General features: G+C 65.7%; 20 protein-coding genes and 7 tRNA genes. 15 read left to right on the forward strand and 12 right to left on the reverse strand.

What is annotated here, in order from left to right; all coding sequences use genetic code 11:
* Nucleotides 1-288 precede the first annotated feature (288 nt).
* The 4 genes from N5D45_RS13595 to N5D45_RS13610 all read left to right on the forward strand — a co-directional run bounded on the left by N5D45_RS13595 (nucleotide 289) and on the right by N5D45_RS13610 (nucleotide 5783).
* Nucleotides 289-504, forward strand: coding sequence for a hypothetical protein (locus tag N5D45_RS13595; protein ID WP_005410085.1), 216 nt, complete (start codon nucleotides 289-291; stop codon nucleotides 502-504).
* 206 nt (nucleotides 505-710) lie between these two features.
* Nucleotides 711-3092, forward strand: a complete 2382-nt coding sequence (locus tag N5D45_RS13600) for a Tex family protein (RefSeq protein ID WP_057504125.1) — start codon at nucleotides 711-713, stop codon at nucleotides 3090-3092.
* A gap of 208 nt (nucleotides 3093-3300) precedes the next feature.
* The gene (locus N5D45_RS13605; RefSeq protein ID WP_228354616.1) at nucleotides 3301-5490 is read left to right on the forward strand and encodes a PAS domain S-box protein; all 2190 of its coding nucleotides are present in this window, start codon (nucleotides 3301-3303) and stop codon (nucleotides 5488-5490) included.
* Nucleotides 5491-5552: 62 nt separating this feature from the next.
* Entirely contained in the window at nucleotides 5553-5783 is a 231-nt protein-coding gene (locus N5D45_RS13610; protein ID WP_010484939.1) for a hypothetical protein, read from the forward strand.
* Nucleotides 5784-5822: 39 nt separating this feature from the next.
* On the opposite strand, the gene N5D45_RS13615 is transcribed toward N5D45_RS13610, so the two are convergent.
* Complete coding sequence (locus N5D45_RS13615; protein ID WP_043403094.1) at nucleotides 5823-6911, reverse strand: DUF5694 domain-containing protein; 1089 nt, start codon at nucleotides 6909-6911, stop codon at nucleotides 5823-5825.
* A 152-nt stretch (nucleotides 6912-7063) separates the two neighbouring features.
* Here N5D45_RS13615 and N5D45_RS13620 point away from each other — a divergent pair, with 152 nt between their 5' ends.
* Together N5D45_RS13620 and N5D45_RS13625 are read left to right on the forward strand one after the other, a co-directional pair.
* Nucleotides 7064-7609, forward strand: coding sequence for a GNAT family N-acetyltransferase (locus N5D45_RS13620; RefSeq protein ID WP_181299141.1), 546 nt, complete (start codon nucleotides 7064-7066; stop codon nucleotides 7607-7609).
* Nucleotides 7610-7864: 255 nt separating this feature from the next.
* Nucleotides 7865-9691: a methyl-accepting chemotaxis protein gene (locus tag N5D45_RS13625; protein ID WP_057504126.1), complete on the forward strand. Its 1827-nt coding sequence runs from the start codon at nucleotides 7865-7867 to the stop codon at nucleotides 9689-9691.
* Here the strand turns inward: N5D45_RS13625 and N5D45_RS13630 are convergent.
* From N5D45_RS13630 to N5D45_RS13640, 3 genes are all read right to left on the reverse strand, one after another.
* Nucleotides 9688-11124, reverse strand: coding sequence for a GGDEF domain-containing protein (locus N5D45_RS13630; RefSeq protein ID WP_279939103.1), 1437 nt, complete (start codon nucleotides 11122-11124; stop codon nucleotides 9688-9690). The genes N5D45_RS13625 and N5D45_RS13630 overlap by 4 nt on opposite strands.
* A 115-nt stretch (nucleotides 11125-11239) precedes the next feature.
* Entirely contained in the window at nucleotides 11240-11482 is a 243-nt protein-coding gene (locus N5D45_RS13635) for a hypothetical protein (protein ID WP_260362372.1), read from the reverse strand.
* Between the two features lie 70 nt (nucleotides 11483-11552).
* Nucleotides 11553-11638 (reverse strand) — tRNA-Leu (locus N5D45_RS13640).
* Between the two features lie 132 nt (nucleotides 11639-11770).
* Here N5D45_RS13640 and N5D45_RS13645 point away from each other — a divergent pair.
* Both N5D45_RS13645 and N5D45_RS13650 read left to right on the forward strand, forming a co-directional pair.
* Complete coding sequence (locus N5D45_RS13645; protein ID WP_019336514.1) at nucleotides 11771-12151, forward strand: response regulator; 381 nt, start codon at nucleotides 11771-11773, stop codon at nucleotides 12149-12151.
* 69 nt (nucleotides 12152-12220) lie between these two features.
* Nucleotides 12221-12418 (forward strand): hypothetical protein, encoded by a 198-nt coding sequence (locus tag N5D45_RS13650; protein ID WP_010484956.1) that lies wholly within the window; start codon nucleotides 12221-12223, stop codon nucleotides 12416-12418.
* 45 nt (nucleotides 12419-12463) lie between these two features.
* Here the strand turns inward: N5D45_RS13650 and N5D45_RS13655 are convergent, their stop codons facing one another.
* On the reverse strand, nucleotides 12464-13420 hold the full coding sequence (locus N5D45_RS13655) for an SOS response-associated peptidase family protein (protein ID WP_197656356.1): 957 nt from the start codon (nucleotides 13418-13420) through the stop codon (nucleotides 12464-12466).
* A 77-nt stretch (nucleotides 13421-13497) separates the two neighbouring features.
* Here N5D45_RS13655 and N5D45_RS13660 point away from each other — a divergent pair, with 77 nt between their 5' ends.
* Nucleotides 13498-13914: a GNAT family N-acetyltransferase gene (locus N5D45_RS13660; RefSeq protein WP_010484960.1), complete on the forward strand. Its 417-nt coding sequence runs from the start codon at nucleotides 13498-13500 to the stop codon at nucleotides 13912-13914.
* A 95-nt stretch (nucleotides 13915-14009) separates the two neighbouring features.
* Here N5D45_RS13660 and N5D45_RS13665 read toward each other — a convergent pair.
* From N5D45_RS13665 to N5D45_RS13695, 7 genes are all read right to left on the reverse strand, one after another.
* Nucleotides 14010-14085: transfer RNA gene (locus tag N5D45_RS13665), tRNA-Glu, on the reverse strand.
* Between the two features lie 47 nt (nucleotides 14086-14132).
* Nucleotides 14133-14208, reverse strand: a tRNA-Ala gene (locus N5D45_RS13670).
* A 46-nt stretch (nucleotides 14209-14254) separates the two neighbouring features.
* Nucleotides 14255-14330 (reverse strand) — tRNA-Glu (locus tag N5D45_RS13675).
* A 48-nt stretch (nucleotides 14331-14378) separates the two neighbouring features.
* Nucleotides 14379-14454, reverse strand: a tRNA-Ala gene (locus tag N5D45_RS13680).
* 184 nt (nucleotides 14455-14638) lie between these two features.
* Nucleotides 14639-14714 (reverse strand) — tRNA-Glu (locus tag N5D45_RS13685).
* Between the two features lie 54 nt (nucleotides 14715-14768).
* Nucleotides 14769-14844, reverse strand: a tRNA-Ala gene (locus N5D45_RS13690).
* An 89-nt stretch (nucleotides 14845-14933) separates the two neighbouring features.
* The gene (locus tag N5D45_RS13695) at nucleotides 14934-15347 is read right to left on the reverse strand and encodes a heavy metal-responsive transcriptional regulator (protein WP_010484978.1); all 414 of its coding nucleotides are present in this window, start codon (nucleotides 15345-15347) and stop codon (nucleotides 14934-14936) included.
* A gap of 186 nt (nucleotides 15348-15533) precedes the next feature.
* On the opposite strand from N5D45_RS13695, the gene N5D45_RS13700 reads away from it, so the two are divergent.
* From N5D45_RS13700 to N5D45_RS13725, 6 genes are all read left to right on the forward strand, one after another.
* A complete protein-coding gene (locus N5D45_RS13700) occupies nucleotides 15534-16601 on the forward strand; it encodes a helix-turn-helix domain-containing protein (RefSeq protein ID WP_019336511.1) in 1068 nt (355 codons plus the stop codon).
* A gap of 80 nt (nucleotides 16602-16681) precedes the next feature.
* Nucleotides 16682-17485 (forward strand): TlpA disulfide reductase family protein, encoded by an 804-nt coding sequence (locus N5D45_RS13705; RefSeq protein ID WP_134957793.1) that lies wholly within the window; start codon nucleotides 16682-16684, stop codon nucleotides 17483-17485.
* A gap of 30 nt (nucleotides 17486-17515) precedes the next feature.
* The gene (gene dsbG, locus N5D45_RS13710; protein WP_010484982.1) at nucleotides 17516-18358 is read left to right on the forward strand and encodes a thiol:disulfide interchange protein DsbG; all 843 of its coding nucleotides are present in this window, start codon (nucleotides 17516-17518) and stop codon (nucleotides 18356-18358) included.
* Between the two features lie 514 nt (nucleotides 18359-18872).
* Nucleotides 18873-20306, forward strand: coding sequence for a DcaP family trimeric outer membrane transporter (locus N5D45_RS13715; protein ID WP_134957791.1), 1434 nt, complete (start codon nucleotides 18873-18875; stop codon nucleotides 20304-20306).
* 76 nt (nucleotides 20307-20382) lie between these two features.
* Nucleotides 20383-21735, forward strand: a complete 1353-nt coding sequence (adiC, locus tag N5D45_RS13720; protein WP_164191511.1) for an arginine/agmatine antiporter — start codon at nucleotides 20383-20385, stop codon at nucleotides 21733-21735.
* A 20-nt stretch (nucleotides 21736-21755) separates the two neighbouring features.
* On the forward strand, nucleotides 21756-24044 hold the full coding sequence (locus tag N5D45_RS13725) for an Orn/Lys/Arg decarboxylase N-terminal domain-containing protein (protein WP_010484988.1): 2289 nt from the start codon (nucleotides 21756-21758) through the stop codon (nucleotides 24042-24044).
* The last annotated feature ends 7 nt before the right edge of the window (nucleotides 24045-24051 follow it).

The following is a 24051-nucleotide window of genomic DNA, read 5'->3' on the forward strand; positions in this document are numbered from 1 at the left end:
CCGGCCTACCCACCCTCCCGGCCAGCCCACAGGAAACCGGCTTTCCGCGACCAACCAAACCACCCACGAGGGGCTGCGCCGTTGGCAGGAATCCCCCACGATTCGTTAGCCGGAAGTTAAGGATCCGTAAGCATTCTGCTGCGATCCCGCCGTCATCTGCATGCAACCGATCGTCATTAGCCTTCGTGACGTTCCAGTCAGGTTCGACGCGGTAAGCTCTCCCTCGATGAGCTCGCAGCATCGCTCATCGAGTGCAGTACGCAGTAGCAATTTGGAGGAATACATCACATGGCAATCGTTCTTTATGTCGGTGGTAGCAAGGATGGCGAGAAGGGCGTGGTGCCCTACGGCTTCAGCAAATCCCGCGCCGACACCGCGCTGGGGCCGGAGTTCTACACGGAGCGGTTCATGGAACTGCAGGGTGTCGGCAAGGTCCGCCTGATGGCCCTGGAAGGCATGCGTGACGAGATCGTCATGCAGCGCGCCGCCCGCCACTACCGCTGACCTCCGCAACACGCGGCAGGGCGCGCCACCATCGCGCGCCCGCGCCGGCATCCCAGCCCAGGGCCAGTCCGAGCCCTCTTCTTGCCAGGATGCCGGCGTCCAATCCGGCCCCGCCGCTGAACCTCGCCCCCTGTCAATGCCTTGTCCGGCTCCGTCGTGGGTTGCCAGAATGGGGTCTTCCCGAAACGCGGCACAGACCTGAAGCAATGCACGACGCCAAGAACGCACAGAGCGCGCTCGCCCAGCAGATCGCCCAGACCATCGCCGATGAGATCGGTGCCCAGTCCGCCCAGGTACGCGCCGCGGTCGGCCTGCTCGACGAGGGCGCCAGCGTTCCGTTCATCGCGCGCTACCGCAAGGAAGTGACCGGGGGCCTGGACGACACCCAGCTGCGCAACCTGGAAGTGCGCCTGACCTACCTGCGCGAGCTTGAAGACCGCCGCGCGGCGGTGCTGGCCAGCATCGGCGAGCAGGGCAAGCTCAGCGACGAACTGCGCAACGACATCCTCGCCGCCGACACCAAGAGCCGCCTGGAAGACCTGTACCTGCCGTACAAGCCCAAGCGCCGCACCCGCGCCCAGATCGCCCGCGAGGCCGGTCTGGAGCCGCTGGCCGATGGCCTGCTGGCTGACCCGACGCAGGACCCGCAGACGTTCGCGGCCACCTTCGTCGACACCGACAAGGGCGTAGCCGACACCAAGGCTGCGCTGGAAGGCGCGCGTGCGATCCTGATGGAGCGCTGGGGCGAAGACGCTGCGCTGGTCGGCGAACTGCGTACCTGGCTCGGCGAATCCGGCGTGATCCGTGCCCGCGTGGCCGAGGGCAAGGAAACCGAAGGTGCCAAGTACCGCGATTATTTTGAACACGCCGAGTCGCTGGCGAAGATTCCCTCGCACCGCTTGCTGGCGCTGTTCCGCGCGCGCCGCGAGGAGATCCTGTTCCTGGAGCTGGACCCGGGCAGTGATGCCGAGGCTGGCCACCAGTACGCCGAAGGGCGCGTGGCGCGCAAGGCCGGCATTGCCGACCAGGGCCGTGCCGCCGACCGCTGGCTGCTGGACGCCTGCCGCCTGACCTGGCGCGCCAAGCTGCATACCCATCTGCTGCTGGACCTGTTCAACCAGGCCCGCGAAAAGGCCGAGGCCGAAGCCATCGCGGTGTTCGGCGACAACCTGAAGGACCTGCTGCTGGCGGCACCGGCCGGCCCGAAGACCGTGCTCGGCCTGGACCCGGGCATCCGGACCGGCTGCAAGATTGCCGTGGTCGATGCCACCGGCAAGCTGGTCGCCACCGATACCATCTACCCACATGAGCCGCGCCGCCAGTGGGACCAGTCGCTGCAGACCATCAAGCAGCTGTGCGCCAAGCACAACGTGGAGCTGATCGCGATCGGCAACGGCACCGCCAGCCGCGAAACCGACAAGCTGGCCGGTGAAGCGATCAAGGCCGCTGGCAACCCGAAGCTGCAGAAGGTGGTGGTGAGCGAGGCCGGTGCCTCGGTGTACTCGGCCTCCGAGTTTGCGGCCAAGGAGTTTCCGGGCCTGGATGTGTCGCTGCGTGGCGCGGTATCGATCGCCCGCCGCCTGCAGGACCCGCTGGCCGAACTGGTCAAGATCGAACCCAAGGCGATCGGTGTCGGCCAGTACCAGCACGACGTGGATCAGTACCGTCTGGCCCGGGCGTTGGACGCGCGCGTGGAGGACTGCGTGAACGCGGTCGGCGTGTACGTGAACACCGCGTCTGCCGCGCTGCTGTCGCGGGTGTCCGGCCTGTCGGCCACGGTGGCCGAGAACATCGTGCGCCATCGTGACGACAACGGCCCGTTCAAGCGTCGCAAAGACCTGCTGAAGGTTGCGCGCCTGGGCGAGAAGACCTTCGAGCAGTGCGCCGGCTTCCTGCGCATCGCCGACGGTGATCAGCCGTTGGACGCCTCGGCGGTGCATCCGGAGGCCTATCCGGTGGTCGAGCGCATCGTTGCCAGCACCGCGCGCCCGATCAAGGCGCTGATCGGTGATGGCAGCTTCCTGCGTGGCCTGAAAGCAGAACAGTTCACCGACGACACCTTCGGCGTGCCGACCGTTCGCGACATCCTGAAGGAACTGGAAAAGCCGGGCCGCGATCCGCGTCCGGAGTTCAAGGCGGCGCGCTTCGCCGAGGGTGTCGAGGACATCAAGGACCTGCGCGAGGGCATGGTGCTGGAAGGCGTGGTGAGCAACGTGGCGGCCTTTGGTGCCTTCGTCGATATCGGCGTGCACCAGGACGGCCTGATCCACATTTCGGCGCTCTCCGATACGTTCGTGAAGGATCCGCGCGACGTGGTCAAGGCCGGCGATATCGTCAAGGTGAAGGTGCTGGAGGTGGACGTGGCGCGCAAGCGCATCGCCCTGACCCGGCGCTTGGACGACACCCCCGGGCAGGCCACCAGCCGCTCGGGCCAGCGCGATGAGCGCGGGCAGGGGCCGCGCCGCGACGCAGGCGGCCCGAACCGCGGGCCGAACCGGGGCCAGGGCAATGGTGGCCGTCCCGCCGTGTCCGCGCCCCCGGCCAACAATGCCCTGGCCGAGGCCTTCGCCCGCGCCAAGCGCAGTTGAGGACCGTGTCCCCCGTCACGCTTGATTCGTGGTGAGGGACTTGTCGGTTTTCCCCGTGATTGCGCACACTTGCGCTTGAGGGGAGGCGTTCGGCCACCCCGCTGTCGCTGGGGAGGGCCATGACGCCAGCAGGACCCGTTGTCTTCGTTGAGGGCTGCAGCGTTGTGCTGCGGCCACTGCCCGCCTGTGCGGGCCGCGGGGCGGGTTGATGGCGGGCCAGGGAAGCAACGGCAACGGGCTGCTCGAACGGCGCCTGCAGGAGCTGGCCGAGGAGCGCCGTCGCCTGGCGATGATCATCGACGGCACCGCAGCCGGCACCTGGGAATGGAACGTGCAGACCGGCGAAATGCGGGTCAATGCGCGCTGGGCGGAGATCGTCGGCTATCGCCTGGAAGAGCTGGAGCCGGTGTGCCAGAAGACGTTCCTGAAGCTGGTCCACCCCGACGACATCGTCCTGTCCGATGCGGCACTGGAGGACCATTTCGAAGGCCGCAGCGACAACTATGTCTGCCTGCTGCGCATGCGGCACAAGAATGGCCAGTGGATATGGATCCACGACCGTGGCCGCGTGTTCGAATGGGACGGGCAGGGACGACCGCTGTGGATGGCCGGTGCACACGCCGACGTGACCGAGCTGCAGCAGGTGCGACAGGATGCGGCCGAGAGCCGGCAGCGATTGCAGGCCGTGGTCGACGCATCCGACGAGGTGGCGGTGATCGCGACCGATACCGAAGGCACCATTACCTTGTTCAATACCGGCGCGGAACGCCTGCTGGGATACAGCGCCGAAGAAGTGGTCGGCCAGCGGCGACTGGGTGATTTCCACGATCCGGACGAGCTGGCGGCCTGGCTGCGTCCGCTGGCGGCTGCGGACGGAAGCCTGCCGGGCGCGTTTGAAGCACTCAGCGCTCGCGCCGATGAGCAGACCTATTCCCGGCAGTGGACACTGCGGCGCAAGGATGGCCAGCCACGCCAGGTGCGCCTGTCGATCAGCCGCATGGATGGTGCCGGCGGCGCGCGGATCGGTTATGTCGGCATGTCCATCGACATTACCGAGATCCTGCAGGCGCGTGCCGAAGCACGCCTGTCGGCAGAGAAATTCGCCGGTGCGTTCACGTCGGCGGCGCTGGGCATGGCGCTGGTGTCGCTGGAAGGGCGCTGGCTGGACGTCAATGACGCACTGTGCCGGATCCTGGGCTACCCCCGCGAAGAACTGCTGCAGGTTGATTTCCAGCGCTTGACCCACCCCGACGACCTGCAGACCGACCTGGCCCTGGTGCAGGACCTGCTGGCCGGGCGGCGCAGCCACTACCACCTGGAAAAACGTTATCTCGATCGCGACGGCAAGGTGATCTGGGCACGGCTGTCGGTGTCGCTGGTGCGCACCGAGCACGGCGAGCCGCTGCATTTCGTGTCGCAGATCCAGGACATCAGCGCCCAGCGCAGCAGCGAGCAGCGCCTGTTCGAGAGCGAGCAGCGCAGCCGTATCACGCTTGATGCGGTGGCCGACCTGGTGCTCAGTGTCAGCCTGGATGGTCGCATCGACTACGCCAATGCCGCCGCGGTGCGCACCCTGGCCGGTGATGGCGCGCTGTCGCTGGCCGGGCACAAGGTGCAGGATGTGCTGGCACTGACCACTGAGTATGCACCCGGTTCAGTGCTGGATGTCTCCGTGCTGCTGGACCCGGAAAGCAACGCAGTGGACCTGCACGCTGACCTGTTGCTGCGCCTGGGCACAGCCACGATTCCGGTTGACCTGACCCGTGCCTGGCTGCGTGATGATGAAGGTCATGTACGGGGCGCAGTGTGGGTGCTGCGCGACGACACCCAGCAGCGCGCGCGCCAGCGCGAGGCGCGCCATCTGGCCGAGATCGATCCGCTGACCGAGCTGAGCAACCGCCGCGGCTTCGAAGTGCATCTGCAGCAGGCGATCACCCGCGTCGAGCGTACCGGCCAGGCCGCCTCGTTGATGTACATCGACCTGGACCGCTTCAAGCCGGTCAACGATACCTGGGGCCATCTGGCCGGCGATGCCGTGCTGTGGGCGGTGGCCAGCGTGCTGCGCCACGGCGTGCGCGATTCGGACGTGGTGGCGCGGCTGGGCGGCGACGAATTCGCGGTGATCCTGTCCGGCTGCACACCGCGTCGTGCAGCGCGCATCGGCGGTGAACTGCTGCACACCCTGGCATCGCTGTCGATTCCGTGGGACCGGGATCGCCTGCATGTGGGCGCCAGCATCGGTATCGCGCCATTGGCGGGCGGGATGAGCGTGGACCAGGCTGTAGCGGCGGCTGATGCCCAGTGCTACCGGGCCAAGGCAATGGGTCGCAACAACGTACAGGTGCAGGGCGAGGCCAGTGAGCTGCCGAGCGACGACATCGACCCGATCGAGGGCTGATCTCAGCCTGTGAGAGGGCGTGCGCGAATACTCCGTGCACTTCCCCTCGTACAGGTGATCCCATGAATGTCTGCAACCCGGTGACGGTGCGTGCCTTCGCCCCGGCCCTGGTCGGTTGGTGCCTGGCCCTGGCCGCCTGCCTGCGTGCGGAACAGCTGCGCGGCGACCTGCACGCGCAGGCCCTGCTGCCGGTGCTGCAGGGCGGCGCGGTCGCCCTGCTGGTATTCACGCTGTCCTGCATCGGTGCCGCCTGCATCGTGCTCTGGCGGGCGGGCAGGAACGCGGTGGAGTGATGCGGTGGATGGTCACCGCATCCCCCATGTCATGTTGCGTCAGCGCAGAACTTCATCCGAACTGACCAGCTGCACGTCGTGCATCAGGTTGAGGTAAGCCTCGTAGTAGCCCTTGTGCGAGGCACCGACGATGGTCAGCATGCGGGTGCCTGGATGCTGGCCCAGTATGTCGCGCATGTTGGCGACCATGCGCAGGTTGCGGGTTTCCCAGTAGCCCACGTAGTTGCGGCCGAAGCCTTCCGGCGAGGGTTCGACGAGCGTCGCGCCGAAATCGCTGTTGAAGGCCGCCATCACGGCCTCGGGTGCGTTGTAGGCGCGATACATCGCGAGCAACCCATCCGCTTGGTCAAGATTGGCTTCGAGCCGTTCATCGGCCGCCCTGCGCGCTTTGACGAAGGAATTGTCCCAGGCACCGCGTATGGCGGCAGCGTAGGCCTTCTGCTGCGATTCCGGTGTTGGCGAATCCGCAGTGTGGTCGTCGACCGACCACAGGCGCTCCAGCCCCAGGCGTGCGGCAAGGACGCCGGCCACCAGGCCGGCCTCGTTGCGGCGGGTCATGCGCGTGTCGAGGAACCGCACCAGCTCCGGCGTCAGGCTGTCCGAAGCACGTCGCTCTTCCCTGGGCAGCCGCAGCCATTGGACGACTGCCGAGCTGCTTTCGCCCGCGGCCAGGAAGACTGCGGCCAATCGGCGTCGCTGGGCAGCGGTTGGCGCCTTCGGCCATTCCGCAAGCAGGCGTTCCATCTCCACGTTCGCGCTGGGCACGTCCAGGCCGGTGGCGGCCTGCGCCGGGGCCGGATCGACGCAGTAGTCCGCTACGCTCTCCGCGTATCGGGCTGGATTGCGGCGCATGAAGTCACACTGCAGGCCGGACAGGTTCTCCACTGCGATCGCGGTGGGCCGCCAGGCTTCCAGGCGCTGCAGCAGAGGTTCCAGCATCGCCGGCGTGAAGGTCTCCGGCAGGCTGGACAGGTGCGGGCTGCCCAGTACCAGTACTTCGTTCGGGCGTCCTGCGGGCGGTCCCTTCAGCTGGTCCGGGTGGAACGCCGGTCGATAGGCGGTGTCGTTGGCCAGCGCGCTGCTGCTGCACACGGCCAGGAAGAGAAGGCTGGCAAAGCGAGGGAACATGCGATCTCCATGTCGATAAGCGTCCTGCGGGACCTTCATGCTGGTCATTTTCTCCGGCTGGGGAATCCCGCGTTGGTCATGTAAACCTTTCTGCCTTGAGCTGCATCCTTCTGCTGAGTGATGCTGTACTCAGCGCTCAGGCAATGCAGAACATGACATCCGACGACTGGACCATCGACAGTCCGCGGCTGCACCTCCGGCCATTCACGCCCGGTGACGCCGACGAGGCATTTGCGGGAATCACACCCGGGCTGACCCGCTACATGGCCTTCGAGCCGCCTCCGTCGGAGGAGGCATTTGCTGCGGTCTGGCAGACGTGGCTACCCACCATTGCCGACGGGTCCGACATCACGTTCGTGATCCGCAGGCGCGAGGATGATGTATTCCTTGGCCTGGCAGGCCTGCATCGAGCCGGGGAAGCAGAACCCGAGCTGGGCATCTGGATCGCAGAAGTGATGCATGGGCACGGCTATGGCCGCGAAGCAGTGGCGGCGGTGTGGTCGGCGGCCTCCGAGCGCCTGCGCTGTGCGGCGTTCCGCTACCCGGTGGCGGAACGGAACCGGTCCAGCCGTTCACTGGCTGAGTCCCTCGGCGGGCAGGCGGTGGCACGTGAGCAGGGCGTGAAGTACACGGCAGTCGTCTACCGCATTCCGGCTGCAATGCACGGAGTTGCGACGGACGTCGCGGAATCCCGCTAAAGCGGCCGACGGCATCGCCGATACTCCCTCTGGATCCCGCTCCAGTCACCCGCCGCAGGACCCCAGACTGCCCCCGATGGGCGGTCCACGCAGTGTGTTCCGCCGCTCCTAGATGCCGATCGCAGCCGCAGCAGACGTTCTTGGCAGTCGCTCGAGAGGTGCCGGTTGGCACCTGTAGTCCCTGGCAACTGATGTTGCCGCCGGGCGTCCCGCCCGTCGGGTCACAACCGCTTACCGGACACCGAGGATCAGACAATGCTCATTCCAGGCTTCACGGCGGGCGCGCAGGCGCCGGCCGAGCTGCATACCCGTTGGTCGCCGTGGCGTGCGCTGCTTGGCGCACTGGCGCCGCAGCAACGCACCCGCACAGAGAAGGCGGTGACCGACCGCACCGAGCTGGAAGCGCAGGTGGCCGCGCTGCATCGCGTGCAGGCCGTCATCGAGTTCGCGCTCGACGGCACCATCCTGCAGGCCAATGACAATTTCCTGCAGGCGATGGGCTACCGGCTGGAGGAGATCCAGGGCGGGCATCATTCCCTGTTCGTCGACCCCGAGCAGGCGCGCAGCGCTGAATACCGCGACTTCTGGGCGCGCTTGGGGCGCGGCGAATATGACGCCGGACAGTACCGCCGCTTCGGCAAGGGCCAGCGCGAGATCTGGATCCAGGCCTCGTACAACCCGGTGCTGGACCGCCAGGGGCGGCCGTACAAGGTGGTCAAGTTCGCGACCGACATCACCGCGCAGAAGCTGCAGGCGGCCGACTCGGCGGGGCAACTGGCCGCGATCGCCAAGTCGCAGGCGGTGATCGAGTTCAGCATGGATGGCCGCATCCTGTCGGCCAATGACAATTTCCTGGCCGCCACCGGCTACAGCCTGGACGAGGTGCGCGGGCAGCACCATTCGTTGTTTGTCGAGCCCGAGCATCGCAGCAGCGTCGAATATCGCCAGTTCTGGGAGAAACTCGGGCGTGGCGAGTATGACGCCGGGCAGTATCGGCGCCTGGGCAAGGGCGGGCGCGAGGTCTGGATCCAGGCATCCTACAACCCGATCCTGGACCTCAACGGCAAGCCGTTCAAGGTCGTCAAGTACGCCACCGACATCACCGCGCAGGTGCATGAGAACCAGGCCATGCAGCGCGCCGTGGCGCAGACCCGCGAGGTGGTGGCTGCCGCCAAGCAGGGCGACCTGACCCAGCGCGTGGCCACCGCCGACAAGAACGGGTCGATCGCCGAACTGTGCGAAGGCGTGAATTCGCTGGTCGAGGCGATGGCGGCCATCATCGGCCAGATCAAGTTCGCTGCGGACACCATCGCAGTCGGCGCGACTGAAATCGCACAGGGCAACAGCGACCTCTCGCAGCGCACCGAGCAGCAGGCGGCCTCGCTGGAGGAAACCGCCGTGTCGATGAAGGGACTGGCCGAGACCGTGCAGCGCACGGCCACCAACGCGCGCCAGGCCAGCCAGCTGGCCGGTGGAGCGGCCGACGTCGCCGCGCGAGGCGGCAATGTGGTGCATGAGGTGGTCGAGACGATGGCGGTGATCAATGCCTCGTCGCGGCGCATCGTCGACATCATCGGGGTGATCGACGGCATCGCCTTCCAGACCAACATTCTCGCGCTGAACGCAGCGGTGGAGGCTGCGCGTGCCGGTGAACATGGCCGTGGCTTCGCCGTGGTTGCAACCGAGATCCGCGAGCTGTCGCAGCGTTCGGCCAGCGCAGCCAAGGAGATCAAGCACCTGATCGATGAGTCGGTTGCCAATGTGGGCGCCGGCACGGCGCAGGTTGAGAGCGCGGGCCGCACCATGGATGAAATCGTGACCAACGTGCGCCGGGTCAGTGACCTGATGACCGAAATCAGCACTGCCTCGCAGCAGCAGAGCGACGACATCCAGCAGATGAATCATGCGGTCGACCTGATCGATCAGGGCACCCAGCAGAACGCGGCCCTGGTCGAGGAGGCGTCGGCGGCGGCGCGCAGCATGGAAGAACAGTCGGCGCAGCTGCTGCAGACCGTGGCCAGCTTCCGCGTGCAGGGCGGGGCCGGGCATCGGCATGGAGCGGCGGCGCTGCACGCGGTCTAGACGCGGCGCCCGGACCAGTCTTCCGTGGTGCCGGTGTCGCCGCGTACGCAGTTGCGGCCGGCATGCTTGGCGCGATACAGGGCCTGGTCGGCGCGTTCGACCAGGTCGCGCGGATCGCGGTCTTCGCCCGGTGCCTGCCAGGCCACGCCGATGCTGATGGTGACGGTGGCTTCAGGGGCGGGCAGGGCTGCGGCTTCGACCGAAGCGCGCAGCCGTTCGCCCAGGCCCTGGGCGTGGGCGGCATCGGGCGAGGGCAGGGCGGCGATGAACTCTTCGCCGCCATAGCGGGCCAGCAGATCGTCACCCCGTTGCAGGCAGCCATCAAGGATGGCAGCCACCGACTGCAGGCGACGATCGCCTTCCGGGTGGCCGTAGGTGTCATTGAGCCGTTTGAAGTGGTCGATGTCGATCATCAGTACCGCCAGCCCGAGTCCCTGGCGGTGCGCGCGGCCACGGGCACTGCCGAGTGATTCGTCGAAGCTGCGGCGGTTGCCCAGACCGGTCAACGGGTCACGCCGCGCCAGTGTTTCCAGCTCATCGCGCTGGCGCTGGATCTCCACCTGGCTCAGCACGCTGCGCAGGGCATAGCCGAGCATGGCACCAATGAAGCCCACCGTGGCCAGGGTGGGCTGCAGGCGCGCGACCAGCAGCGCCACCATCATCAGCAGCAAGGGCAGCATCAACGGCACGCCGGCGTCGACGATGCGGCGCAGGCTGCGCGATACCTCCACCGCCGGATAGCGGCGCTTGCTGCCGGCCATGATGGCCAGCACCACGAACAGCCCGCTGATCAGCAGGTCCCCCCAGTTGCCGTCGGGCAGCTGCGGTTGATAGGTGTTGATGTAGAACGCCAGCAGGAAGTAGCCCAGCGCGTAGATCGCAAGTGTCCGGAAAAAATCGCGGCGGTCGGGATTGTCCTCGGCCAGGAAACGGATCAGCGCGAAGCAGAACACCAGGCTGTTCTGTACGCTGCTCATGGCGTTCAGGCACTGCGTCCACAATGCGGTGTTGAAGTGCGCCATCGCCCGCGTGTGCCCGTAGTACAACAGCCACAGCAACGCGATGATCAGCAGGTCCACCGCGCGGATGTAGCGGTTGCCGCCGCCCGGGCTGGCGGCCACGTAGGTCAGGGGAATCCGGTAGAACACGTACAGGATCAGCGAAGACACGGTCATCTGCGCAGGATCGAGGCTGGCCACATTGCGGTACAGCAGGGCCAGCAGGGCCAGCGAGAACAGGCCCACGGCAGCGCCCAGCGTCCGCCATTTGCAGGCTGCCTGGCGGCTGTCACGAGCGCGCCGCACGCAGGCCAGTGCAGCCAGCAGCGGGGCGGTGATCAGCATCAGGTAGGAGCCGACCGGGTCCTGCGGGCCGACAAAGGCAATGACGAGCGCGTGCGTGACCAGAAAAAACAGTGCCGCACGCAACGTCATGCGTTCCCCCGCCCCCAGCTCCGGCTGGGATCACGATAGGCAGAAGCACGTGAGGCTTGCAAGAAAAGTGTGCGCTGCGTCTATTCCAAAGCTTGCCGGAAGTCGCAGTTGTGTTTCAGCGTGGTGACGCCGAGCCTTCGACGCGGGCGTACATCCAGGCGCCCACCAGCGCCCAGCGCGGGTGCGTTGCGGTGGGCAGGCGTCGCAGTGCCCTTTCGGAAACGTCGCCCCAGCTGGTGTGCCCGGTCACGCCCGGCAGCGAGAGATAACGGGACCAGGCGGCAGCGTCATCCACGTGCAGTGGGCGCAGCCGTGCGGGCAGGGTAGCGGGGAGCGTGGGCAGCGCGAGCGTTGGCATCGTCGCCAGTTTCGGCGCCCGGGCCCTGAACATGCAAAAGGCCAGGTCGGGGACCTGGCCTTTGATGCAGTGGTGCCGGTGAAAGGACTCGAACCTTCATGGGGTCACCCCCGGCTGATTTTGAGTCAGCTGCGTATACCATTCCGCCACACCGGCAGGCAGCGTGCGATTGTAAACGAGGTCGGCACGGCTTTCATAGTGGGGAGGCCGATCAGGGCGCGTCCTGTCGGCTTCGGCCCAGTGGTGGCTATACTGCGGCGGCTTGAATGCCTCCAGGAGTGGTAGCCGATGACAGTGTTGCAGGACCTGAGGGTGCTGGTGGTCGAGAACGACGAGATGAGTGCCGCACTGCTGCAGATGCAGCTGGTGCACGCCGGTGCGACGGTGGTGGGTCTGGCCGCGAGCGTCGCTGAGGCGCTGCGCCTGCTGGAGGCGTCGACCCCGGACGTTGCCCTGCTTGATTACCGCCTGGCCCGCAATGAGACCAGCGAGCCGGTGGCCGCGGCGCTGTCGGCGCGTGGCGTGCCGTTCGTGCTGGCCACCGGCATGCTGGCCGAGCAGCTGCCCGGGCCGATGCTGGCCGGCGTGCTGCTGGTCAAGCCGTATCTCTCGGCAGATCTGAGCCAGGCGCTGGTACGCGCAGTGGGCCGCGCCAGCGCCAGGGCCTGATTGGCGCATGCTGAAGCGGTGGGCGTATCCTGCCCGGGCCTGAATGCTCAGGCCTACAAGGAGAGTGGCATGAAGAAGTGGATCAAGCGCATGGTCGCTGCGGGTGTCCTTTCGATGGCGGTCTTCGGTGGTACGGCCTCTGCCGCGTGGTGCGGCCAGCCCTGTTTCCAGCTCTACAAGAGCTGTATCGCGCGGGGTGGTGAGGTCGAACAATGCCTGCAGGAACAGGCCTTCTGCGAAGAGGCGATGTGCGGCGGCAATCCCTGATCCATGAACCCCGCCCAGGCGGGGTTTTTCATCTGTGCGCGGTATTCAGCCCGCTTCTTCGTACACGTAGCGGATCTCTTCGCGGTCGTCGAGGATGCGGTACTGGCGCGCCAGATCATCCGGATCGGGATTGAGCCAGGCATCGAGGTGTTCCCTGCGGATGGGAACGACGCCGCGGTCGTGGCCCGCAGCAGCGACGTCGTGCGGAGGCGTGTCGGTGATGGTGGCAAATGACAGCAGGCGACCTTCCGGTCCTTCCCATTCCGCCCACAGGCAGGCCAGCAGCAGATCGCGCGGGGGATCAGGCCGGAACTCCAGCACCACGTCCTGCTCCATCTCATCGGCACCCGGCGTAGGGCCGGCGGTGGCGTGACGCGGTACGTGCTCATAGAACGCCTGCACCACCACCACGCCGTGGCGCAGCCCGAACGCACCGCGCCAATAGCCTTCCAGGCTGTCGCGCCTCGCGTTGTAGGTGCCGGGATAGAGGATGTCGTTGCGCACCGGCTTGTCCGGCAGCCGGCACTGGTAGCGCATCGGCTTGATCACGCGTTTGCCGCCCTCGCTGACCATGACCGGTGCGTAGGTGCCAGGGAAAATGCGGTTGTCGCGCGGCAGCAGCTGCACCCGGTGCAGGTCTTCCAGCCGAGCCTGCGCACGATCGATGCGGTTGCCGGCCACGCGCAGGTCGTTGCGTGCCTTCTGGGTGGGGCGGGTCGCCAGCGTGGCGTTGGCGATATCGCGTCGCTCGCGCTGGCGGGCCAGCTCCGCTTCCAGATCCTGGCGCTCCTGCGCATGCCATTGCTGGATTTTCGCGACGATGTCGCGGCCCTGCTCGGTGCGCGCACCGGCGAAGCCGTCATCCATGGCCTTGGGAGTTCTGGGGCGCTTCTTGCCGGGATCGTGCGCGTACAGCTCCGCGAATTCTTCCAGCGACAGGATGGCGCCGAACTCGCGCACCAGCTTGGCGTAGTCGGCGCGGATCAGGGCGGAATAGCACATGGGAACTCTGCAGGCGCGGGTCGCAGCAGTTGCGACATGGATGAGGCAGGATAGCCCGACCTACAGGGAGAAAGCGCATGAATGATTCCGTCGCCTGCCAGTTCCGCGACGCCGTGCCCACGGTCGAAGACTATTGCCAGCTGCGTGTGCTGGCGGGCCTCAGTGCCAAGAGCCAGGAAGCGGCGGCACGCGCGCTGCCCAATACCCTGTATGGCGTGTGCGCCTACCAGGGCAACGAGCTGGTGGCGATGGGGCGCATCGTCGGCGATGGGGGCTGCCACCTGCAGGTCTGCGATATCGCCGTATTGCCGCGCCTGCAGGGGCAGGGCCTGGGCAAGGAAGTGATGCGTCGCCTGGAGGGCTGGATGCAGGCAAACCTGCCGCCGTCGGCATACGTCAGCCTTCTGGCAGATGGTGAAGCGCACCGGCTGTACGCGCAGTTTGGTTTCGCACCTACCGCACCTGCATCGATCGGGATGTATCGCCGGTTCTGAGGTGTGTCCAGGCTGAGGCCATCCATGCTGGATCGGGCCTTTTCAGAAATCACAGGCAAAGAAAAACCCCGGCCGAAGCCGGGGTTTTAAAGAATTGGCGTCCCCACGGGGATTCGAACCCCGGTCGCCACCGTGAAAGGGTGATGTCCTAGGCCTCTAGACGATGGGGACGCACGAAAACTTCAAATTGTAGATCCTTCGACGGCCTAATGTCGAAGTGGTGGAGCCAAGCGGGATCGAACCGCTGACCTCCTGCATGCCATGCAGGCGCTCTCCCAGCTGAGCTATGGCCCCAATGAAACTCCGGATGATCTGCCGGGAGCAGAGTCCGTTTTGAAACTGGCGTCCCCACGGGGATTCGAACCCCGGTCGCCACCGTGAAAGGGTGATGTCCTAGGCCTCTAGACGATGGGGACGCACGAAAACTTCAAGTTGTAGAACCTTCGACGGCCTAATGTCGAAAGTGGTGGAGCCAAGCGGGATCGAACCGCTGACCTCCTGCATGCCATGCAGGCGCTCTCCCAGCTGAGCTATGGCCCCGTGTTACCGAGCCGCCTATCATACCTGCGTGTTCACGTTTGTGGAAGCTTTTTTTGAGCTTTTTTCGTTCCGGTTCAACCGCGGCCACGAGGGCAGGGGAACCGCAACGCCACTACCTGAATGCTGGTAGGCGGTGAACAAAAAAGACCCGGTTATCGGCCGGGTCCTCGTTGTTCGTGATGAGTGGCGTCCCCACGGGGATTCGAACCCCGGTCGCCACCGTGAAAGGGTGATGTCCTAGGCCTCTAGACGATGGGGACGCAATTCTCATCAATGTTCTTTAGCGACCTTTCGACGGCCTAATGCCGAAAGATTGGTGGAGCCAAGCGGGATCGAACCGCTGACCTCCTGCATGCCATGCAGGCGCTCTCCCAGCTGAGCTATGGCCCCACGTCGCTGAGGAGCGAAATAATAGCCTTGCCCCAGGGGGTTGGCAAGCATTTGTTGCACTTTTCTTCACGTGCGTTGCGAAGCCGATGTCAGTCGCCTTTCGCCTGTGCAACGTTGTCGGTCAGTGCCGCCAGGATCGGGCACTGGTCCAGCGTGCCGTGACCGGGGCAGGCGTCGACCAGCTGCGAAAGTGCGGTGTGCATGCGCTGCAGCTCGGCCATCCGTTGCGCGATGTCCTGCAGGCGGGCCTGCGCGGTGTCGCGCACGCTGCCCATGTCCTGCGAGTGCTGATCGCTCAGTACGAGCAGCTCGCCGATCTCTTCCAGGCTGAAGCCCAGCGCCTTGGCGCGGCGGATGAATCGCAGCCGGCGCAGATCCTGCTCGCCGAAGATGCGGTAGCCACCCGCCGAGCGGGCCGCGGTCGGCAGCAGCTGCTGTCGTTCGTAGTAGCGCACCGTATCGATCGGCACGCCCGCCTGGCGGGCCAGTTGTCCAATGTTCATGGCGGATTCCTGCGGATGCTGCCGACCATTGTGAAGCCTGGAGTCTGGTCGAGAGTCAAGGCTTGGACCGGGTGCGCGCATTCAGCGCACTTTGCAACTTTCTTCATAGCCCCGCCGATGGGCCAGTTCCTACCCTTCGCCTGAACCGGCCGTTCGATGGCCTGCAACGAACCGAGGAGGTGGTCTGTGGAAGGATTCAGGAACGAAGGATTCGTCGAGATCGCGGTGGTTGAATACCCGGGAGGTGATCCGTCTGCCGCCTCCGTACTGGCCGAAATGGCGCACGTTGCCAATCGCCTTGCCCAGCAGCAGCGCCGGCCGTTCAAGCGGGTGCTGGTCACCCGCTGGATCGTGCCGGCCAGCCAGACTGGTGTGCACCGTATTGCGGGTGCGGAAATGCTCGATGCGGCCATCCCGGCTGTGATTGCGGTTCCCGGCCAGATCAGTGCCGGCGCGTGCCTGCGCGCGGATGAGGTCCTGCTGGACTGGCTGCGCGCGCACTATGACGGTGGCAGCCTGCTGGCCGCCGCCAGTGATGGCGTCAGCGTGCTGGCACGGGCCGGATTGCTGGCCGGGCGTACGGTCAGTGGCCCCGATCTCGGGCGCCATCCAGGCCTGCAGGCGCAGGCCGCGAGCTGGGTGCCGAGCGAGCGGGCGCTGGTGGATGACGGCGACCTGCTGACGGTCGGCGGGGGCCAGGCCTGGCGCTTCCTGGGCCTGCGGCTGTTGTACCGGCTGCATGGGCAGGGCGTGGCCAGTGCGGTGGCGCAGCAGCTGGGCATCACCGTGCCCGCCACGATCCAGCAGGATCTGGAACGCTTCAGCGCCAACTTCGCACATGGAGATCGTGATGTATTGAAGGCACAGCGCTGGTTGCACACCACGGCGGCACGCGGCGCCACCCTCGCCGCGATCTGCGAAGTCTCCGGATTGGAGCCGCGCACGCTGCAGCGGCGGTTCCTCAAGGCCACCGGCCTGCGGCCGATCGAGTACTGCCAACGGCTGCGCATCGCCAAGGCGCAGACCCTGTTGCAGCAGGGAGCGGGTATCGATGAGGTGGCCTGGGGCGTCGGCTACGCCGATCAGAGTGCGTTTCGCCGGTTGTTCCTGCGCATCGTTGGCATGACGCCGGCGAACTATCGGCGTCACGTCAGCAGCAAGCGCCGCGAGCGGCCCTTGATGCCGTCGGTGGCGGGCAGTCTGCGCGGGCTGCAATCGCCGTCGGTGATGCAACTGGGGCGCAGCGCGGCCTGATGCGGGCAGCATCGTCGGGCTTGCAACCGGAGTGCGACACTTCGACCATGCAGCCAGTGGACGATTGAACAGGTGGTCTGATGTCGAGCGTTGGGCCGGTGCCGATGCCGGTGGTATTGATTCTCGTGTGCGTACTGCTGGCGATGGCCGTGGCGCGTCTGTGGCCACGCAGGAAGGACGGCATGCCGCTGCCTTCCGCACCCAGCATGGTTCTGGACATGCTGCTGGTGGGCCTGCTGTGTGGTCGCATCAGCTTCGTGGCCTTGAACTTCGCGCTGTATCGCGAGGCGCCGTGGAGCATTCTGCAGATTGCCGATGGTGGCTACCAGCTCGCGGTTGTCCTGGTTGCGGGATTGGCATGGGGACTGTGGCGGTTGCGCCCATGGCGGGCGTTGCGCGCCCCGGTGCTGGGCGCGGCGTTGGCAGGTGTGCTGCTCTGGGCGGGCGGCAGTCAGCTGTTGTCCGCCTGGCAGGAGCGGCGGATGCCCTTGCCGGTATTGCAGGTTGCTGATCTGCAAGGGGGCAGAGTGGATCTCCAGCAGTTTCGTGGCAAGCCACTGGTGCTGAACCTGTGGGCCAGCTGGTGTGGTCCCTGCAGGCGCGAGATGCCGGTCTTGGCAGCGGCACAGCAGGCACATGCGGACGTGCAGTTCGTGTTCCTCAACCAGGGTGAAACCCTTGAGGAGGTCCAGGGTTTCGTTGCGCGCGAACGGCTCCTGCTGGGCAACGTATTGCTGGACGATGACGCTGCGGCATCCACGGTGCTGGGTGTGCAGGCCTATCCCTCGACCCTGTTCTTCGACGCCGAAGGGCGCCTGCGTGAACTGCACCTCGGCGAACTGACGGCAGCGGGTCTTGAACACAAACTGCGCCGGCTGCGGTAGCCTGCGCGGGCATCTCACTACGGAGTTCCCATGTTGTCGACTTCCCTGCGCACCGCCCCGGCGGTGCTGTTGCTGCCGGTCCTGCTGGCATTGGCCGCCTGCAGCCAGGCACAGACGCCGCCGGGCAAGACCGCCGCGGCACCGGCAGCGAGCGCCACAGCCGCTGCCAACAAGGGCGATCGCCCTGCGGTGCTGAAGGGCATCGAGAAGCATGGGTTCGAGGTCGTCGCCGAATTCGATGCCCCCGGTGGCCTGCGAGGTTTCGCCGGCGTGGTCGGCGGCCAGCAGCCGGCAGCGGCCTATGTCACTGCTGATGGCAAGCATGTACTGGTCGGCAGCCTGTTCGATGCGGAGGGCAACGATGTAGCCGCTGAGGCCGTTGAGAAGCTGGTGGCCTCGCCGATGTCGGCCAAGATGTGGACCAAACTGGAATCCAGCGCCTGGGTACGTGACGGCAAGGCCGATGCGCCGCGCGTGGTCTATACCTTCAGCGATGCCAACTGCCCTTACTGCCACAAGTTCTGGGAAGCGGCACGGCCGTGGGTCGATGCGGGCAAGGTGCAGCTGCGTCACATCATGGTCGGCGTCATCCGCGAGGACAGCCCGGCCAAGGCGGCGGCCATCCTCGCAGCCCGTGACCCGAGTGCAGCGCTGCTGCAGAACGAGCACGATTTTGATCGCGGTGGCATCAAGGCGCTGCCGAACATCAGCCGCGAAATTGCTGGCAAGCTCGATGCCAATCAGGTACTGATGATCGAAATGGGCTTCCAGGGCACGCCGGGCATTCTGTTCCAGGACGCACAGGGCCAGGTACAGCGTCGTGCGGGCCTGCCGCAGGGTGCCGATCTGCAGACGGTGCTTGGCCCGCGCTGAGTGGCGCCAGCTTCATGAAACATTGCACAGGCCCGCATGGCAGCATGCGGGCCTGTTGCATTCTGTGGCCGGCCTTCCGGTTGCAGGCCCGCGCAACGTTGGTTCATCGTCACGTCTGAATCGTGACTGACATCAAGCATCACGCCTTGATTCCAATCAAGGCCAAAAACGACAGGCGGATTAGCCTGTGACGCATGGAATACAGCGTCACTGCGCGACGGATGCCGCGCTCGCCACGCCCTGATCAGGGTCGGCCGGCACAGCCATTCACGACATTCTCACTCCGTGCTTGTTACCCAGACCGCTGCGGTCGCCACCTCTTTGGCAGCGCGGCCTTGATGGAGTCGACATCGGTGCGGGCAGGGCAGTGTCATCGTCCTGTTGCCTGCAGTGCGCAGGCTGGCCGCCGCCGTCGACGCAGTATCCGCATTTCCAGCAACTGCAACGTGGGGCCGGAGCCGCGCATGCGTGCGTTCGGCCTGCGAGATGAACATGGACGTCCAGGGAGGATGCAATGCGCGTGGCGGTACTGAGTCTGGCCTGCTTGACCGTATTGGCGATCACGCCGGCATATGCACAGGCTGATGACAAGGAGGACGCGCAGGCGCTGCGCCGTGAGATCGCGGCCATGCGTCAGGTACTGGAAGGCATGCAGCAGCGGCTGGATCGGCTTGAGCAGCGCAATGGCGCGGTTGCGCCTGCCGTCGCGCAGATCCCTGCGCCTGCGACCGCACCTGCAGGCGCTACCCATCTGCTGCATCCCACCCAGGTGCCGGGTGTGGCACAACCGGTGCTGCCGCAGCGTGAATCGGTGGCCGATCCTTCCACCGCGGCATCGCGACCGGACAGTGCGGCCGGCCCAACCGACCCGGATCTGAAGGGGTTCTTCGCCATTCCCGGCACCGATACGGTGATCCGCATTGGTGGCTACGCCAAGCTCGATGCCATCGCCGATTCGCGCGCAGCCGGCGACGAAGATCAGTTCATTCCTTCGTCGATGCCAGTGGGCGGCCGTCATCGTGACGTGTCCAATTTCAACATCCATGCCAAGCAGACCCGCTTCAGTTTCGAGGCGCGGCGCCCGACCTCGCACGGGAACCTGCGCTTCTACCTGGAGAACGACTTCTTCGGCAGCAGTGATGGTTATGAATTCCGCCTGCGCCACGCCTATGGCCAGCTCGGCAATACCTACGCGGGCTACGGCTATTCCAGCTTCATGGATCCGGACAGCTTGCCTGACACGCTGGATTTCGCCGGTCCGGGTGGTGCGGGCTATCTGCTGGTGGCCGGCATCCACCACAGCTTTGCGATGGGCAAGGGCAACACCCTGACTATTGCCGCCGAAGATCCGAAGACTGAACTTGCCGGTGCCAGCGATGAGCGCGCGGCGGTGAACCGGCTGCCGGATGTGACGGTGACGGCGCGCATGGAGCGCGACTGGGGCCACCTGCAACTGGGCGCGGTGGCACGCAGCCTGGCGTATGACGGTGACGATGAGCGCGACCGGCGCATGGCCGGTGGCCTGCAGCTGAGCGGATCGGCGTCGGTGGGCGAGCGCGACCTGCTGCTGTTCGGTGCCCTCGGCGGGCGCGGCCTGAGCCGTTACACCGCTGACCTGACCGGCTCCGGGCTGGACGCGGTGGTCGGTGCCGATGGCCGCCTTGATGCGCTGGACCTGCACGGTGGTTTCGTTGGCTACACCCATTACTGGTCCGAGCTGTGGCGTTCGAACCTGATCGTCGGCCAGCTGACCCTGGAGCGGAATGCTGCACTGGCGGCCGACGCATTCCGTCAGAGTCGCTACGGCGTGTTCAACCTGATCTGGAGCCCGGCACCGTCGTGGACGATGGGCATGGAGCTGCTGTACGGGCGCCTGGAACAGCAGGGCGGCGCGCGCGGCGACACGGTCCGGGTGCAGGGCAGCCTGCAATACAACTTCATCAAGTAAGCGCCAGCGGCGTTACGCCAGCGCAACCGTCCCCACGCCCGGCCGCACCGGGCTCATGCCAGTACAGGAGATTGTCATGGCAGAAGCAAAGAAAATCGGGGTGGTCGGAGCCACCTTCCTCGTCGCCGGCAACATGATGGGCTCCGGTGTGTTCCTGCTGCCCTCCAGCTTGGCCAAGATCGGTACCTCCTCGATCTGGGGCTGGCTGATCACCACCGCCGGTGCGCTGCTGCTGGCGTTCGTGTTTGCCAAGCTGGGCAAGCTGGCGCCCAAGGCGGGCGGTCCATACGCCTATGCGCGCGACTGGTTCGGGCCCTACATGGGCTTCCAGACCAACACCATCTACTGGTTCGCCAACTGGATCGGCAACGTCGCCATCCCGATTGCGGCGGTCGGCTACTTCAGCTACTTCTTCCCGATCCTGTCCGAGCCGCTGGTGCGCTGCATCGCGGTGCTGGTGCTGGTGTGGGCGCTGAGCTTCGCCAATGTGATCGGCCCGGCCTTCGTCAGCCGCGTGCAGACGGTCACAACCAGCTTCGCATTGGTGCCGATCCTGGGCATCGCCATCTTCGGCTGGTTCTTCTTCGATGCCGACATCTTCAAGGGCGCCTACAACGTGTCCGGTGAATCCAACTTCGGCGCGATCTCCAGTGCTGCGGCATTGACCCTGTGGGCGTTCATCGGCGTCGAATCCGCTTCGGTCACCGCCGGCGTGGTGGAAAACCCGGAGAAGAACGTGGCCCGTGCCACCCTGGCCGGTGTGTTCCTGGCTGCCATCGCCTACATCGCCAGTTCCTCGGTGATCATGGGCATGGTGCCCAACGGCGAACTGCAGACCTCCGATGCCCCGTTCGCTCTGGCTGCGGCCAAGGCCGTCGGTGGCTGGGGCGGTGCGCTGGTCAGCCTGTGCGCCTTCATCGGCGCGGCGGGTTCGCTGGGCGGCTGGATCCTGCTGACCGCACAGAGCGCCAAGGCGGCGTCCGACGACGGGCTGTTCCCGAGCATCTTCAGCAAGACCAACAAGGATGACGTGCCGGTCAAGGGCGTGCTGATCGTAGCGGTGCTGATGACCCTGGCGGTGCTGGTCACCTCCACCTCGGAAACCGCGTCGGCACAGTTCGACGTCATCACGTCGGCCGCCGTGGTACTGACCCTGCTGCCCTACATCTACTCGTGCGTGGCTTGCTACTTCGTGGTCGAGCGTTCGCACACCCTGGTCCATACCGGTGCGTTCTGGACCCTGACCAGCCTGACCGTTGTGTACTGCCTGTGGGCGATCTACGGCTCGTCGGGAACCATCGTGCAGTACGCCTTCCTGTTCGTGCTGTTCATCACCGTGTTCTATCCCTTCTTCAGCGAGGAGCGCCGCCAGCAGCGGCAGCGCGCCCGCGAGGCATCGGCCATCAGCGCCGGCGCCCAGCGTTCCTGAGTTCGACAAGGAGAATCAACGTGTACTTCAAGTCCCTGGACTATCCGGTCATTGTCATCGACAACGACTACGAGTCGCCGCGCATCGGCGGCATCCTGATCCGCGCCCTGGTGGAAGAACTGCGCAGCAACGACCAGCGCGTGCTGTGCGGCCTGAACCTGGATGATGCGCGCGCCGGTGCCCGCACCTACGTGGCGGCCTCGGCAGTGCTGATTTCGATCGATGGCAGCGAAGAGGTGGATGGCGAGTTCCAGCGCCTGACTGCCTTCCTGCGTGAGCAGAGTGCGCGCCGCGCCAACCTGCCGGTGTTCCTGTACGGCGAGCGCCGCACCATCGAGAAGGTGCCGAGCAAGCTGCTCAAGTACATCCACGGCTTCATCTTCCTGTTCGAAGACACCAAGAGCTTCATCTCGCGGCAGGTGATGCGCGCAGCCGAAGACTACATGAAGAACCTGCTGCCGCCGTTCTTCAAGGCGCTGATCCATCATGCGGCCGAGTCGAACTATTCCTGGCATACGCCGGGCCATGCCGGTGGCGTGGCGTTCACCAAGTCGCCGGTGGGGCGTGCATTCCACCAGTTCTACGGCGAGAACACCCTGCGCAGCGATCTGTCGATCTCGGTGCCGGAGCTGGGCTCGCTGCTCGACCATACCGGCCCGATCAAGGATGCCGAGGAAGAAGCGGCACGCAACTTCGGCGCCGACCATACCTTCTTCGTCACCAATGGCACCTCCACCGCCAACAAGATCGTCTGGCACGGCACGGTGGCGCGCGGTGACGTGGTGTTCGTCGATCGCAATTGCCACAAGTCGCTGCTGCACGCGCTGATCATGACCGGTGCAGTGCCGGTGTACTTCACCCCAAGCCGCAACGCGCACGGCATCATCGGCCCGATCAGCTTGGACCAGTTCACGCCGGAGTCGCTGCAGCAGCGCATTGCTGCCAACCCGCTGGCCAGCCAGGCCTACCAGGCCGGTTCCAAGCCACGCATCGCAGTGGTCACCAACTCGACCTATGACGGCCTGTGCTACAACGCCGAAAAGATCGCTGATGAGATCGGCAGCGCGGTCGATTTCCTGCACTTCGATGAAGCCTGGTACGCCTACGCCGCGTTCCATCCGTTCTACGAGAACCACTACGGCATGGCCAAAGGCAAGCCCCGTGAGCAGGATGCGATCATCTTCACCACGCATTCAACCCACAAGCTGCTGGCGGCGTTCTCGCAGGCCTCGATGATCCACGTGCGCAACTCGGCGCAACGCAACCTGGACGCCGAGCGCTTCAACGAGTCGTTCATGATGCACACCTCGACCAGCCCACACTACGGGGTGATCGCGGCCTGCGACGTGGCCTCGAAGATGATGGAAGGCGAGGCTGGCCGTTCGCTGGTGCAGGAGATGCACGACGAGGCGATCGCGTTCCGCCGCGCGATGCTGCACGTCCGTGACGATCTGGGCCGCGACGACTGGTGGTTCAGTGTGTGGCAGCCGACCCTGGTCGAGCGCAGCCTGGACAAGGGTGATACGCCGGCGCCGCTGGTGGCCAAACGCGAGGAATGGTACCTGCAACCGGATGCCCATTGGCACGGCTTCGAGAACCTGGTCGATGACTACGTGCTGATCGACCCGATCAAGGTGACCCTGCTGACCCCGGGCCTGGCGATGGACGGCAGCATGGGCAAGCTGGGCATTCCGGCGGCGGTGCTCAGCAAGTTCCTGTGGGGTCGCGGCATTACCGTGGAGAAGACCAACCTGTACTCGGTGCTGTTCCTGTTCTCGATGGGCATCACCAAGGGCAAGTGGAGCACGCTGGTCACCGAGCTGATGGCATTCAAGGAGCTGTATGACCGCAACGCGCCGCTGAGCCAGGCACTGCCGACGCTGGCGGCCGACTATCCCAATGCCTACGCCGGCTGGGGCCTGCGTGACCTGTGCGATGCACTGCATGCGTTCAACCAGGAATTTGCGGTGGCCAAGGTGATGCGCGAGATGTACGTGGATCTGCCGACCCCGGTGATGACCCCGGCCGATGCCTACAACCACCTGGTCAAGGGCGAGATCGAGCGGGTCGACATCGAGCAGCTCAGTGGCCGCGTCGCCGCGACCATGCTGGTGCCGTACCCGCCGGGCATTCCGACCATCATGCCGGGCGAGCGCTTTGGCGACAGTGACGAGCCGATCATCCAGTCGCTGCGCATCGCCCGCGAACAGAACGCTCGTTTCCCGGGCTTCGAGTCGGACGTGCACGGGCTGATCATCGAGCAGGAGGGTGATGCGGTTTCGTACAAGGTGGAGGTGCTGAAGGCCTGACCGGCAA

Source organism: Stenotrophomonas sp. GD03819 (assembly GCF_029841665.1).
In the GTDB taxonomy this organism is placed as follows: domain Bacteria; phylum Pseudomonadota; class Gammaproteobacteria; order Xanthomonadales; family Xanthomonadaceae; genus Stenotrophomonas; species Stenotrophomonas geniculata.

Excerpts from the sequence above, each read along its gene's own strand:
- N5D45_RS13595 (WP_005410085.1), top strand. The coding sequence starts at position 289 with ATGGCAATCGTTCTTTATGTCGGTGGTAGCAAGGATGGCGAGAAGGGC.
- N5D45_RS13600 (WP_057504125.1), top strand. The coding sequence starts at position 711 with ATGCACGACGCCAAGAACGCACAGAGCGCGCTCGCCCAGCAGATCGCC.
- N5D45_RS13605 (WP_228354616.1), top strand. The coding sequence starts at position 3,301 with ATGGCGGGCCAGGGAAGCAACGGCAACGGGCTGCTCGAACGGCGCCTG.
- N5D45_RS13610 (WP_010484939.1), top strand. The coding sequence starts at position 5,553 with ATGAATGTCTGCAACCCGGTGACGGTGCGTGCCTTCGCCCCGGCCCTG.
- N5D45_RS13615 (WP_043403094.1), bottom strand. The coding sequence starts at position 6,911 with ATGTTCCCTCGCTTTGCCAGCCTTCTCTTCCTGGCCGTGTGCAGCAGC.
- N5D45_RS13620 (WP_181299141.1), top strand. The coding sequence starts at position 7,064 with ATGACATCCGACGACTGGACCATCGACAGTCCGCGGCTGCACCTCCGG.
- N5D45_RS13625 (WP_057504126.1), top strand. The coding sequence starts at position 7,865 with ATGCTCATTCCAGGCTTCACGGCGGGCGCGCAGGCGCCGGCCGAGCTG.
- N5D45_RS13630 (WP_279939103.1), bottom strand. The coding sequence starts at position 11,124 with ATGACGTTGCGTGCGGCACTGTTTTTTCTGGTCACGCACGCGCTCGTC.
- N5D45_RS13635 (WP_260362372.1), bottom strand. The coding sequence starts at position 11,482 with ATGCCAACGCTCGCGCTGCCCACGCTCCCCGCTACCCTGCCCGCACGG.
- N5D45_RS13645 (WP_019336514.1), top strand. The coding sequence starts at position 11,771 with ATGACAGTGTTGCAGGACCTGAGGGTGCTGGTGGTCGAGAACGACGAG.
- N5D45_RS13650 (WP_010484956.1), top strand. The coding sequence starts at position 12,221 with ATGAAGAAGTGGATCAAGCGCATGGTCGCTGCGGGTGTCCTTTCGATG.
- N5D45_RS13655 (WP_197656356.1), bottom strand. The coding sequence starts at position 13,420 with ATGTGCTATTCCGCCCTGATCCGCGCCGACTACGCCAAGCTGGTGCGC.
- N5D45_RS13660 (WP_010484960.1), top strand. The coding sequence starts at position 13,498 with ATGAATGATTCCGTCGCCTGCCAGTTCCGCGACGCCGTGCCCACGGTC.
- N5D45_RS13695 (WP_010484978.1), bottom strand. The coding sequence starts at position 15,347 with ATGAACATTGGACAACTGGCCCGCCAGGCGGGCGTGCCGATCGATACG.
- N5D45_RS13705 (WP_134957793.1), top strand. The coding sequence starts at position 16,682 with ATGTCGAGCGTTGGGCCGGTGCCGATGCCGGTGGTATTGATTCTCGTG.
- dsbG (WP_010484982.1), top strand. The coding sequence starts at position 17,516 with ATGTTGTCGACTTCCCTGCGCACCGCCCCGGCGGTGCTGTTGCTGCCG.
- N5D45_RS13715 (WP_134957791.1), top strand. The coding sequence starts at position 18,873 with ATGCGCGTGGCGGTACTGAGTCTGGCCTGCTTGACCGTATTGGCGATC.
- adiC (WP_164191511.1), top strand. The coding sequence starts at position 20,383 with ATGGCAGAAGCAAAGAAAATCGGGGTGGTCGGAGCCACCTTCCTCGTC.